The organism is Burkholderia sp. SR8, from assembly GCF_052851275.1.
Window position 1 is genome coordinate 25,192 of sequence record NZ_JAULUC010000042.1, and the last position, 12,463, is coordinate 37,654.

The 12,463-nt window shown below is 70.6% G+C and carries 10 protein-coding genes; 6 read left to right on the plus strand and 4 right to left on the minus strand.

All coding sequences use genetic code 11. The features are described 5' to 3' along the window. On the minus strand, positions 1–438 hold the full coding sequence (locus Q3A80_RS30720) for a VOC family protein (RefSeq protein ID WP_446332539.1): 438 nt from the start codon (positions 436–438) through the stop codon (positions 1–3). A gap of 260 nt (positions 439–698) precedes the next feature. Between Q3A80_RS30720 and Q3A80_RS30725 the strand changes: the two genes are divergently transcribed. Then, on the plus strand, positions 699–1,322 hold the full coding sequence (locus Q3A80_RS30725; RefSeq protein WP_446332540.1) for an RBBP9/YdeN family alpha/beta hydrolase: 624 nt from the start codon (positions 699–701) through the stop codon (positions 1,320–1,322). Between the two features lie 57 nt (positions 1,323–1,379). Here Q3A80_RS30725 and Q3A80_RS30730 read toward each other — a convergent pair whose 3' ends face one another. Together Q3A80_RS30730 and Q3A80_RS30735 are read right to left on the minus strand one after the other, a co-directional pair. After that, on the minus strand, positions 1,380–3,500 hold the full coding sequence (locus Q3A80_RS30730; RefSeq protein WP_446332541.1) for a phosphocholine-specific phospholipase C: 2,121 nt from the start codon (positions 3,498–3,500) through the stop codon (positions 1,380–1,382). Between the two features lie 57 nt (positions 3,501–3,557). Then, complete coding sequence (locus Q3A80_RS30735) at positions 3,558–3,851, minus strand: hypothetical protein (RefSeq protein WP_446332542.1); 294 nt, start codon at positions 3,849–3,851, stop codon at positions 3,558–3,560. Between the two features lie 562 nt (positions 3,852–4,413). On the opposite strand from Q3A80_RS30735, the gene Q3A80_RS30740 reads away from it, so the two are divergent. Genes Q3A80_RS30740 through Q3A80_RS30750 form a run of 3 tightly spaced genes read left to right on the plus strand, consistent with a single transcriptional unit; the run spans position 4,414 to position 8,411 of the window. Beyond that, positions 4,414–5,169, plus strand: coding sequence for a (2Fe-2S)-binding protein (locus Q3A80_RS30740; protein ID WP_446332543.1), 756 nt, complete (start codon positions 4,414–4,416; stop codon positions 5,167–5,169). An 18-nt stretch (positions 5,170–5,187) separates the two neighbouring features. Next, positions 5,188–6,189: an FAD binding domain-containing protein gene (locus Q3A80_RS30745; protein ID WP_446332544.1), complete on the plus strand. Its 1,002-nt coding sequence runs from the start codon at positions 5,188–5,190 to the stop codon at positions 6,187–6,189. Beyond that, positions 6,186–8,411, plus strand: a complete 2,226-nt coding sequence (locus tag Q3A80_RS30750) for a xanthine dehydrogenase family protein molybdopterin-binding subunit (protein WP_446332545.1) — start codon at positions 6,186–6,188, stop codon at positions 8,409–8,411. Before Q3A80_RS30745 ends, Q3A80_RS30750 begins: the two co-directional genes overlap by 4 nt. A gap of 33 nt (positions 8,412–8,444) precedes the next feature. Here the strand turns inward: Q3A80_RS30750 and Q3A80_RS30755 are convergent, their stop codons facing one another. After that, the gene (locus tag Q3A80_RS30755; RefSeq protein WP_446332546.1) at positions 8,445–9,362 is read right to left on the minus strand and encodes a LysR substrate-binding domain-containing protein; all 918 of its coding nucleotides are present in this window, start codon (positions 9,360–9,362) and stop codon (positions 8,445–8,447) included. Between the two features lie 111 nt (positions 9,363–9,473). On the opposite strand from Q3A80_RS30755, the gene Q3A80_RS30760 reads away from it, so the two are divergent. Continuing rightward, positions 9,474–10,112 (plus strand): glutathione S-transferase family protein, encoded by a 639-nt coding sequence (locus tag Q3A80_RS30760; RefSeq protein ID WP_446332547.1) that lies wholly within the window; start codon positions 9,474–9,476, stop codon positions 10,110–10,112. A gap of 199 nt (positions 10,113–10,311) precedes the next feature. After that, positions 10,312–12,463: TonB-dependent receptor (locus Q3A80_RS30765; protein WP_446332548.1), on the plus strand; the 2,152-nt coding region annotated here is incomplete at its 3' end.

Here is a 12,463-nt window from a genome sequence, read left to right on the forward strand (position 1 = left end):
TTACTTCGCGAACAGCTGGCCGATGTCGGCGAACGCCTTGAACTCGAGCGCGTTGCCGCACGGATCGAGGAAGAACATCGTCGCCTGTTCGCCGACCTCGCCCTTGAAGCGGATATGCGGCTCGATCACGAAGCGCGTGTGCGCGGCCTTCAGCTTGTCGGCGAGCGCATGCCATTCGTCCATCGACAGCACGACGCCGAAATGGCGCACCGGCACGTCGTCGCCGTCGACCGGGTTCACCGCGCTCTTGCCGGTTTCGTCGGGCGCGAGATGCGCGACGAGCTGGTGGCCGAAGAAGTCGAAGTCGACCCAGTGGTCCGAGCTGCGGCCCTCGGCGCAGCCGAGCAGGCCGCCGTAGAACGCGCGCGCCTCGGCGAGGCTCGACACGGGGAAGGCGAGATGGAACGGGCGCAGCGCGCCGGCGGGCGTAGCGGACATCGGGCGTCTCCTGTCGATCGGACCGGCGCGGCGGCGCGGGTCGATCCGATGCATGGCAAGCGGGAAGCCCACATTCTACGGTTTCGCGGCCGGTTGCGCCGTCGACGGGCGGTTGGGGGCCGTTCCGCGGCGGTCGCCCCCCGATGGCCGTTCCCCCCGGCCGTCCCGCGCAAAAGCAAAGCACAAAATATTGGTTCGGCCGCCGCGCGCCGCGCGCCACAATCGAAGCTCGTCTCCAAGCAACGCAAGCGAGGGCAATCATGCGCGCATGCAGCAAATCGGCGTGGCCGCCGCGGCTCGTGACCGTTCCGGGCCTGCACGGCAGCGAAGGCGCCCACTGGCAGACCTGGCTCGAGCGGCAGTTCCCGCGTTCGCTGCGGGTCGAACAGGCCGACTGGGACGCCCCCGATCTCGCGCGCTGGGCGCAGTCGGTGCGCACGCTACTCGAGCGCGAGCGCGGCCCGTTCGTGCTGGCCGCGCACAGCTTCGGCTGCCTCGCGGCCGCGCACGCGCTCGCGCAGTGGCCGCAGGTGGCCGACGTCGCGGGCGTGCTGCTCGTCGCGCCGGCCAGCCCGAAGAAATTCACGTTCGCCGGCCCGTTCGACGCGCGCCGGCTCGCGGTGCCGTCGATCGTGATCGGCAGCGAAACCGACCCGTGGATGCCGCTCGCCGACGCGCGTACGCTCGCGCAGCGGCTCGGCAGCGCGTTCGTGAACCTCGGCGATGCCGGGCACATCAACACCGCGGCCGGCTTCGGGCCGTGGCCGCGCGCGAAGTACTTCATCGACACGCTGGTGCACTGCGCGGCGCCGCTGCGCTTTCGCGACACCGAAGACGGCTTCGACGCGGCGCTCGTCGACCGCGCGCTCGCGCACGCGATCTGACCTTCGACGATGCGCACGGCGCGGCTGCCGCTGCCGCGCGATGCCGTGCCGCCGCGCTTACGACGCGGACACGGGCCGTACCGCGGCCGGATCCGAATAGCTCGGCCGGCCGTTCTCGACGTGACCCGCGAAGCGGCGCGAGAACGTGCCGTTCGCGCCGTCGCTCACCGTCACGTCATACCAGTGGTGGCTCGACGCGAGCGACCATTGCTCGACGCGCTCGTCGCCGCCGTGCAGCGTGACCTGCCGTGACGGCGCGCCGTATGCGTTGTCGGTCAGCGTCAGCGTCACGTGACCGCTGCCGCGGTTGTGCAGCTTCAGGTACAGGTTGCCGTTCGCGATGTCGTAGCCGGCCTTCGCTTCCGGCTGCGCCTCGTTGCGGCGGCGCGCGGTCGCGGCCGACACGTTGCCCGCGAACATCCGCACGAATCCGTTCGGCCCGTACACCGAGAACGCATACACGCCGTTCGTCTCCGTCAGGTCGAAGTCCGCATGCAGCACGCGGCGCGCGCCGACCGTGTAGCGCCACGGGCCGTCGGTGCGGTTCGCCGCGTACACCTGGAAGTGCGCGCCCTGGTTGCCGCGGTTCGCGAACTCGATGCGCAGCGTGTTGCCGGCGTAGAGGCTCGCGTTCACGTGCAGTTCGTACGGCAGCGCGCGTGCGGGCCGCACGCCGGGCTCCTGCGGATCGATCGGCGACGGCGTCGCGGGCACCGTCGGCGCCGGCTGCGACGTGCATTGCTGGTCGGCGATCGTGCGGTACTGGCTCGTGTCGGGGAGCGCCGGGAACGTCGCGTCGGACGAGCGGAAGTCGAACGCGGCGGTGAGGTCGCCGCACACGGTCCGGCGCCACGGCGTGATGTTCGGCTCGTCGACGCCGAAGCGCTCGCCGATGAAGCGGATCACCGACGTGTGGTCGAACACCTGCGAGCACACGAAGCCGCCCTTCGACCACGGCGACACGACCGTCATCGGCACGCGCGGCCCGAGCCCGTACGGCAGCCCGTCGGCGGTGTAGCTGCCGCCGCGGCCGGGGTTCACGACCGTGTGCAGCTCGCCGTCGGTCGTCACGGTCGATGCGCCCTGCGCGGCCGACGTCGGCGGCTGCGGCGGCACGACGTGATCGAAGAAGCCGTCGTTTTCGTCGTACATGATGAACAGCACCGTCTTCGCCCACACGTCCGGATTCGACGTCAGCGCGTCGAGAATCTGCGACGTGTAGTTCGCGCCGTACGCGGGCGTGTATTTCGGATGCTCGGAGAACACCGCGGGCGGCAGCAGCCACGACACCTGCGGCAGCCGGTCGTTGATCACGTCGTCCTTCAGGTTGTCGAGCGTGCGCACCGTCTGCGCGCGCTGGTACAGCGACGAGCCCGGCTTCGCGTTGATGAAGTTCGTGAAGTTCTGCAGGATGTTCGTGCCGTAGTTGCCGTTGTACGGATCGGCCCACGTGAGCCCCTGCTGATAGATCTGCCACGACACGCCGCGTGCCTCGAGGCGCTCCGGGAAGGTCGGCCACGACAGCAGCTGGTATGCGGGCGGCAGGTCGCCGTCGACGTAGTCCGCGTTGTCGAGCAGCGGGCCGCCGAACTTGCCGGTCGGATCGATCGTGCCCGTCATCAGGTACGCGCGGTTCGGGTGCGTCGGCCCCGGCAGCGAGCAGAAGTAGTTGTCGCACACGGTGAACGCATCGGCGAGCGCATAGTGGAACGGAATGTCCTCGCGCACGTGATAGCCCATCGTCATGTCGGTCTTGTTCGCGGGCCACTGGTCGTAGCGGCCGCCGTCGATCGCCGCGTGGGTCTTCGCCCACGAGTGGTCGAGCGCGCCGAGGCACTGCGCGCTGGTGGTCTTCGTGTCGAGCCGGAACGGCAGCACCGGCTTCGCCGGGTCTTCCTTCGACGGCTGGTACCACACCGGCTTGCCGTTCGGCAGCGGGATCGGGAAGCGGTCGTTGTAGCCGCGCACGCCGCGCAGGTGTCCGAAGTAATGGTCGAACGAGCGGTTCTCCTGCATGAACACGACGATGTGCTGGACATCGCGGATCGTGCCGGTGCCGCGCGCGGCCGGAATCGCGAGCGCGCGGCGGATCGACTCGGGGAACGCGTTGAGCGCGACGGCGGCGCCCGCCGACTGTGCGACGGTATGCAGGAAGCGGCGGCGGCTGGATGACGTCATGTTATTTCACCTCGGTTCTGCGATCGGGGGAAGGGGACACGGACGGGAACGGCGGGATCAGTGCGGCGACGATGCGGCGGCGCCGGACGCGCCCGCGTTCGTCGCGTTCGTCGCGGGCTTCGCGTCGTCGTCATCGTCGGGCGGGTAGTGGATGACCGGCGGCGCGAGCGGTGCGGCAGCGGACGCGGCGGCGTTCGCGCCCGCATCGCTGTTGAACGCGCTCGCGGCGCCGGATGAGCCGCCGGCCTGTTGCGACGCGTCGGCCGCGTGCGCGTCGTGCGGCGCGTCGTCGCTGCAGGCGGCGACGCAGACGGTGGCACACAGAACGACGACGAGGGCAACGCGACGCATGACTTCACTCCTGGCAGACGGATCGGGAAACGTTTCCGAGTATGCCGATGCGATGCGACGTTTCGGTGAATCGATTGCGACCGGAGCATGATCGCGAACGGCTTTCGCGAAGCTGACCGAAGGCTTTCGCGCGCGAGCCGCATGCATGCATGGCGGAATTTTCCAGCGGTTGCAGATGACGCACGCATCGATACGTGCATGCAACGCGACGCCGTATCGCCGCGCGATGCGTGTTTCGCACGCGGCATCGCGCAGCCAATCGGCAATCGTTGGGCGACGTGCTGCCGCCGACCGCGAAAAAACGGGCCTTTTTGCCGCTTTGCCAGCGCACGGACAGCCACGCGCCAGCGTGGCGCCTTGCCCGCGTCAGAAGACGCGGCGCGGCCCTCGCGGGCCGTCCGTTCGCTCCCCGTATCGATGCCGATACCATGCGCGTGCGCCATCCGCGCATGACCGCGGCACCGGAATTGCTCGCTGCGCCGACGCGCGTGCCGTCGCGTGCGGCCCTCTCACGCACGGGCGGCGCATCTGCATCCATCACCTCATGGAGCGAGCAGAAGTCATGTCCAGCGATCGATCCGATTCTCCCTCTGCCGAACCCGCGCGCGACGCCGGCCTGCCGACGTCCGCTCGTGATCAATCGACGGCACCGCCGATGCCGCACGATACGCCGTCGAGTGCCGCGCGGCGGCGCTTTCTGCAATCCGCGGCGGCGGCCGCGACGGTGGGCGCCGCATCGCACGTGCATCCGCAGCCGGCGCATGCGGCATCTGCTGCGGCCGTCCCGCACCGCGATGCGGTGCCGGCCCGGCCGGTGCATCTCGACATCAACGGGCGCGCCTACACACTGCAGCTCGAACCGCGCGTCACGCTGCTCGACGCGCTGCGCGAATACGCGGGGCTCACCGGCACGAAGAAAGGCTGCGACCGCGGACAGTGCGGCGCGTGCACGGTGCTCGTCGACGGGCGGCGCATCAACGCGTGCCTGACGCTCGCGGTGATGCACGAAGGCCAGCGGATCACGACCGTCGAAGGGCTCGCGCGCGGCGGCGTGCTGAGCCCGGTGCAGCGCGCATTCGTCGAATACGATGCGTTCCAGTGCGGCTACTGCACGTCCGGCCAGGTCTGCTCGGCGACCGCGCTGCTCGACGAGTTCTCGGCCGGCGCCGCGAGCGCGGCCACCGCCGACGTGCGGCAGCGCCCCGCGCAACTGTCGGACGACGAGATCCGCGAACGGATGAGCGGCAACCTGTGCCGCTGCGGCGCTTACTCGAACATCGTCGCTGCCGTGCGCGCCGCGCACACGGCGCGCAGCTAATCGACGGAGGGCACCGCAATGGAAGCGATTTCCTACGAACGCGCGACCGACGTCGCCGCTGCGGTGCGCGCGGCGCAACGGCCGGGCGCCGCGTTCATCGGCGGCGGCACGAACCTGCTCGACCTGATGAAGGGCGGCGTCGCGCGGCCCGTCGCGCTGATCGACATCACGCGCATCGCGGGGCTCGATGGGGTCGACGCGCTGCCCGGCGGCGGGCTGCGCATCGGCGCGCTCGTGCGCAACAGCGACGCGGCCGATCATCCGCGCATCCGCGCGGACTACCCGCTGCTGTCGCAGGCGCTGCTCGCCGGCGCGTCCGCGCAATTGCGCAACATGGCGACCGTCGGCGGCAACCTGATGCAGCGCACGCGTTGCCCGTACTTCTACGATCCGGCGTTCGCGCAATGCAACAAGCGCGCGCCGGGCAGCGGCTGCGCGGCGCTCGGCGGCCACAACCGGATGCACGCGATACTCGGCGCGAGCGCGCAGTGCGTGGCGGTGAACCCGTCGGACATGAGCGTCGCGCTCGCGGCACTCGACGCGGTCGTGCAGGTGAGCGGCCCGCGCGGCGCGCGGCAGATTCCGTTCGCGTCGTTTCACCGGCTGCCCGGCGACCGGCCCGATCTCGACACGACGCTGGAGCCCGGTGAGCTGATCACCGCGGTCGATCTGCCGCCGCCGCGCTTCGCGGACCATGCGCATTACCTGAAGGTGCGCGATCGCGCGAGCTACGCGTTTGCGCTGGTGTCGGTGGCCGCCGCGTTGCGGATGGACGGCCCGCAGGTCGCCGATGCGCGGATCGCGCTCGGCGGTGTCGCGCACAAGCCGCTGCGCGCGACGGCCGCGGAGCAGCATCTCGCCGGGCACGCGTTGAGCGATGCGACGCTGAACGAAGCGGCCGCGCTCGCGCTGCGCGATGCACGGCCGCTCGACGGCAACGCTTTCAAGGTCGCGCTCGCGCAGCGCGCGATCGTGCGCGCGGTGACAATCGCCGCCGGAACGAACGGAGGTGCCGCATGAATACGCTGACCGGACAGCCGCTCGACCGTGTCGACGGCGTACTGAAGGTGACGGGCGGCGCGCATTACGCGGCCGAATTCCCCGATACACGGCTCGCGCATGCGGTGCTCGTCACGAGCACGATCGCATCCGGGCGCATCGAGTCGATCGACACGGCGCGCGCCCGCGCGATGCCCGGCGTGCTGCTCGTGATGACGCACGAGAATGCGATGCGGCTGCCCAACGGCGGCCGGCCGCCGCTGTCGCCGCCCGCGGGGCGCCGGCTCACGCTGCTGCAGGACGACACGGTGCGCTACAGCAACGAGCCCGTCGCGGTCGTCGTCGCCGAGACGCTCGAGCAGGCGACCGACGCCGCGAATGCCGTGCACGTGCGCTATCGCGCGCGCGAGGCGGCGCTCGACTTTGCGCGCGAGAAGCGCGGCGCGCGCGTGCCGCCGAAGCAGCAAGGCCGCCCGATGGACACGCAGCGCGGCGACGTCGACGCGGGGCTGCGCGAAGGCGCGGTGCGCGTCGACGCGACCTATACGACGCCGATGCAGCACCACAACCCGATCGAGCCGCACGCGACGATGGCGCACTGGGACGGCCCCACGCTCACGCTGCACGACGCGACGCAGGGCGTGTCGGGCGCGAGCACGGCCGTGGCTGCGGTCTTCGGCATCGAACCGGAACACGTGCGCGTGATTTCGCCGTTCCTCGGCGGCGGCTTCGGCTGCAAGGGCTCGTCGTGGTCGCACGTGTCGTTGTGCGCGATGGCCGCGAAGCAGGCCGGTCGGCCGGTGCGGCTCGCGCTCACGCGGCCGCAGATGTTCGGCCCGGTCGGCGGGCGGCCGTTCACCGAGCAGCGCGTCGTGCTGGCCGCGCGCCGCGACGGCACGCTGACCGCGATGCGCCACGACACGATCGCGACCACGTCGACGTTCGAGGACTGGACGGAGATGTGCGGCATGCCGTCGCGGATCATGTATGCGGTACCGAACCACGCGACCACGCACCGGATCGTGGCGCTGAACGTCGGCACGCCGACGTTCATGCGCGCGCCCGGCGAGGCGTCCGGCTCGTTCGCGCTCGAATCGGCGATGGACGAGCTCGCGTGGCAGCTCGGGATGGATCCGGTGGAGCTGCGGCTCGCGAACTACGCGCAGATCGATCCCGAGGACGGCAAGCCGTGGTCGAGCAACAAGCTGCGCGAATGCTACCGCGCCGGCGCGCAGCGTTTCGGCTGGTCGCGCCGCACCGGCGCGCCGCGCACGATGCGCGACGGCCACACGCTGATCGGCCTCGGGATGGCCGCCGCGACGTATCCGGCGAACCGCAGCGAGGCGTCGGCGCGTGCGCGCATCCTGCCGGACGGCACGGCCGAAGTCGCGTCGGGCACGCAGGACATCGGCACCGGCACCTACACGGTGATGACGCAGGTCGCGGCCGACGCGCTCGGCTTCGCGCCGCAGAACGTGCGTTTTTCGCTCGGCGATTCGAGCCTGCCGCGCGCGCCGGTATCGGGCGGCTCGCAGTCGGCCGCGAGCGTGGCACCGGCCGTGCGCGACGCGGCGCTGCAGGCGCGTGCGAAGCTGATCGCGCTGGCGCTCGCCGACCCCGGCTCGCCGCTGCACGGCGCCGCGGCCGACGACGTGACGGTCGACGACGGCTGGGTCGTGCATCGCGGCGACCCGGCGCGGCGCGATCCGGCCGCCGCGATCATCGCGCGGGCGGGCGGCCAGCCGGTCGACGCGCAGGCGACGTCGAAGCCGGGCGACGAGAAGTCGCGATATGCATCCCATTCGTTCGGTGCGGTGTTCGCGGAAGTGCACGTGGACGCCGAACTCGGCACGATCCGCGTGCCGCGCATCGTCGGCGTGTACAGCGTCGGCCGTCTGCTCAATGCGAAGACCGCGCGCAGCCAGCTGATCGGCGGGATGGTGTGGGGGCTCGGCACCGCGCTCGAGGAGGGCTCGCATCTCGACGTGCGGCACGGCCGCTTCACGAATGCGAACCTCGCCGAATACCACGTGCCGGTGATCGCGGATATCGGCGAGCTCGACGTGAGCTTCGTCGACGAATGCGACACGCATTTCAATCCGCTCGGCATTCGCGGGATCGGCGAGATCGGGATCACCGGCGTGCCGGCCGCAATCGCCAATGCGGTCTATCACGCGACCGGCGTGCGCGTGCGCGATCTGCCGATCACGCTCGACAAGGTGGTGCCGCTCGCACGCGCTTGAGCGTCGCGGTGGCCGTCGGCGTCGGCGTCGGCGTCAGCGGCGCGGCGTCCTGCGCCGCACTTCGCTGCGCAGCCAGTCGAGCCACGTGCGGATCGCCGCTTCGTGCGGATGATCGGGGCGCCATACCACGTAGTGCGCATACACGTCGGTGATGCGCACCGTCGACACGCGCACGAGCGTGCCGGCCGCGAGTTCCGGTTCGATCAGCGAGCGGCGCGCGAGCGCGACGCCGCGCGCGTTCAGCGCCGCGTCGATCAGCGCGTTCGCATCGGTGAAGCGCGGTGCGCGCGCGGATTCGGTGAGGTCGAGCCGCGCGGCCTGGAACCACGGCTCCCATGGTTGCGCGGGATGGCGCAGCAGCGTCGCGCGCACGAGATCGGCCGGCGTGCGCGGTGCGACGCCGTCGCGATTGCGGTACGCGGGGCTCGCGACCGGAAAGATCGTCTCGTTCATCAGCTTCTCGGCGACGACGCCCGGCCACGTACCGGGCCCGTAGCGCAGCGCGACGTCGATGCGGTCGCGCTTGCGCAGCGGCGCGAGCGCGGCGTCCGGGTGCAGCACGATCGCGATGTGCGGATGCGCGGCCGTGAAGCGCGGCAGGCGCGGCGCGAGCCAGCGCTCGGCGACGCTCGGCAGCACGCTGACGTTCAGCGTGACGTCGCACGTGCGCGGCCTGCGCTCGGCGAGCGCCGGTTCGAACGCGCGTTCGAGCACGCTCAGGCCCTGGCGCACCTGCAGCGCGAGCGCATGCGCGGCATGCGTCGGCGTCGCGCCGCTGCGTTCGCGCGTGAACAGCGGATAGCCGAGTTGCGCTTCGAGCGTGCGGATGTGCTGGCTGACCGCGCCCTGCGTGAGCGCCAGTTCGTCGGCCGCGCGCGTGAAGCTCTGCAGCCGTACGGCGGCTTCGAACGCGCGCAGCGTCTGCAGCGGGGGAAGGTGGATGCGTCGCATCGTGCATTAGTAACACTAATGCCCGAGCACGACAATTCATCGTTTGCGGCGGCGGTCCGTGCATTCCTACACTCGGTTCCGTCTTCAACAGGCCCGCGGGGCTACGCCATCATGAACGCATATCGTCTCTACCTGTCGCCGGGCGCGTGTTCGCTCGCCGCCCACATCGCGCTCGAGGAAACCGGTGCGCCGTTCGACGTCGAGATCGTGTCCGTGCGCGAGCAGCAGAACCTCGACGCGCGCTATCTCGCGATCAACCCGAAAGCGCGCGTGCCGGTGCTCGCGATTCCGGGCGAGCCGCGCGTGCTGACCGAAACGCCCGCGATCCTCACCTATCTCGCGCGTCGCCATCCGGACGCGCGGCTGCTGCCGCTCGACGATCCGCTGCGCGAGGCGCGCTGCCACGAATGGCTCGCGTGGCTGGTCGGCTGGGTGCACGGTGTCGGCTACGGCACGCTGTGGCGTCCGGGGCGCTTCATCGGCGACCCGGCGCTGCACGGCGCGATCAGCGCGCACGGGCGGGGCCTGATCGACGCCGCGAACGCGACGATCGAAGCCGCGCTCGCCGACGGACGCACGTGGGCCGAGCCGGGCGGCCATTCGATCGTCGATCCGTTCCTGCTCGTGCTGTATCGCTGGGGTGACGCGATCGGGCTCGACATGACGCGCCATCCTGCATGGACCGCGCATGCGCAGCGCGAGGCCGAGCGGCCGGCTGCGCGGCGCGCGCTGGCACGCGAGCGCGGTTGACGGGGCGGCGCGGGGAGCGGCCGGGGCCGCGATCGTTTCGATCAATCGGGCAGTCGGTCGGGTGGTTGATCGGGTGATTGGTCGCTCGGTCGCTCGGTCGACAGTTCGTTCGGACCACGAAGTTCGGACGTGTCCAATTGTCATGTCGCGCCCAATCCATTGGAATGAGAACCATTCTCATCAATGGAGTGGAATGAACATGAGCCGTTGCATTCAGTCGAGCGCGACGCCGCCGCGGCGCGCGACCGCATCCGTCGCGTTTGCGATGATGACCTGCGCAGCCGCGCCGGCATGTGCGGAAGACGGCGAGCCGCGCCATGCGCCGCAACTGAGCCCGATCTTCGTGCATGGCGCGCGCGACGCCGGGTCGCGCGTCGACCGGTCGGGTTCCGCGAAGTACGCGACACCGCTGCTCGACGTGCCGCAGACGATCACCGTCGTGCCGCGCGTGGTACTCGACGAACAGCAGGCGCTGAGCCTGCGCGAAGCGCTGTCCAACGTCGCGGGCATCACGTTCAACGCCGGCGAGGGCGGCGGCGGGTCGGGCGACCTGTTGAATATCCGCGGCTTCGGCGCGAACGCGAACCTGCAGCTCGACGGGCTGCGCGACAGCGCGCAGAACAATCGCAGCGACCTGTTCAACGTCGAGGCGGTCGAGGTGATCAAGGGGCCGAACTCGGTGTTCGGCGGTGCCGGCACGACGGGCGGCTCGGTGAACCTGGTCAGCAAGACGCCGAAGGCCGGCGCGTTCACCGAGGCCGGCACGATGCTCGGCACATCCGGTTATCGCCGCGTGACGCTCGATGCGAACCGGCCGCTGCCCGGCACCGACGGCCGCGTGGTGTTTCGCCTGAACGCGATGGCGCACGTCAACGACGTGCCCGGGCGCGACGACATCCGCAAGCGGCGCTGGGGCATCGCGCCGTCGCTCGCGTTCGGTCTCGGCACGCCGACGCGCGTCACGCTCGGCTATTTCCACCAGTACGACAACAACCTGCCCGATTACGGGGTGCCGGCGCACCACGGCCAGGTGCTGGCCGGCGTGTCGCGCGAGCGCTATTTCGGCTGGCGCAATCTCGACCGCGAACGCATCACGTCCGATACGTTCACCGTGAAGGCCGAACACGACGTGTCGTCCGGCCTGAAGGTGCAGAACCTGAGCCGCTATACGCACCTGAATCGCGACACGGTGATTTCCGCGTCGCACGTGAACCTGCTGGGGCTGCCGGCGGGGCGCTACAAGCCGGCCGGGCCGCAGGGCTATGGCCGCGATGCGTCGACCGCGATGTGGGCGAACCAGACGAACGTCACCGGCGCGTTCTCGACGTTCGGCATCGCGCATACGCTCGTCGCGGGTTTCGAGATCTCGCGCGAGACGTATGGCCGCACGACCTATTCGTACGGGCTCAACCGCTTCTACCCGGCCGGCGGGTTCCCGCTCGCCGCGCCGCCGGGCGTGTGGCGCGGCCCGGCGCAGCGGCAGGACAGCGCCCGCAACGACACCGCGCTGGTCGTGAAGGCGCTGTACGCGTTCGACACGATCTCGGTCGGCCGCTACTGGGACATCGACGTCGGGCTGCGGCACGACTGGATCGACGGCCGCTCGGAAGGCACCGCCGCCGGCAAGCCCACGGAGCGCGCGGACGCTGCGGACCGCCATCTGAGCACGCGCGCGGGGCTCGTGTTCAAGCCGACCGACAACGGTCGCGCGTACTTTGCGTATGGCACGTCGTTCAACCCGTCCGCCGAATTTCTCGTGACCACCGGCTCCGGCGTGAGCGCGGCGACCGGCGCGCTCGCGCCGGAGAAGAACGAGAGCTTCGAACTCGGTGCGAAATGGGAAGGGCTCGCAGGCATCGCGCTGAACGGCGCGTTGTTCCAGACCGAAAAGAAGAACGCGCGGGAACGCATGGCCGACGGCAGCTATGCGCTCGCCGGCCGGCAACGCGTGCGCGGCATCGAGCTCGGTGCCGCGGGCAAGGTGACGCCGCGGTGGGACATGTTCGCGAACTATACGTACCTGGCAAGCGTGACGCTCAGCTCGCCGTCGTCGCCGCGGCGCGACGGGCAGGCGCTCGGCAACACGCCGCGGCACGCGTTCAACGTGTGGACGACCTATCGGTTGCCGGCGGGCTGGACGGTCGGCTACGGGTCGCACTTCGTCGGCCGGCGCAACGTGACGTCGCAGGGCGACGGCAAGCTCGGCGCGTACTGGGTGCACAACCTGATGGCCGGCTACGACGTGAGCCGCCGGCTGCGCGTGCAGCTGAACGTCGACAACCTGTTCGATCGCGCGTACGTCGAACGCGTGCGGCAGGTGTCGGGCAGCGAATCGCGGTCGTCGGCGGTCG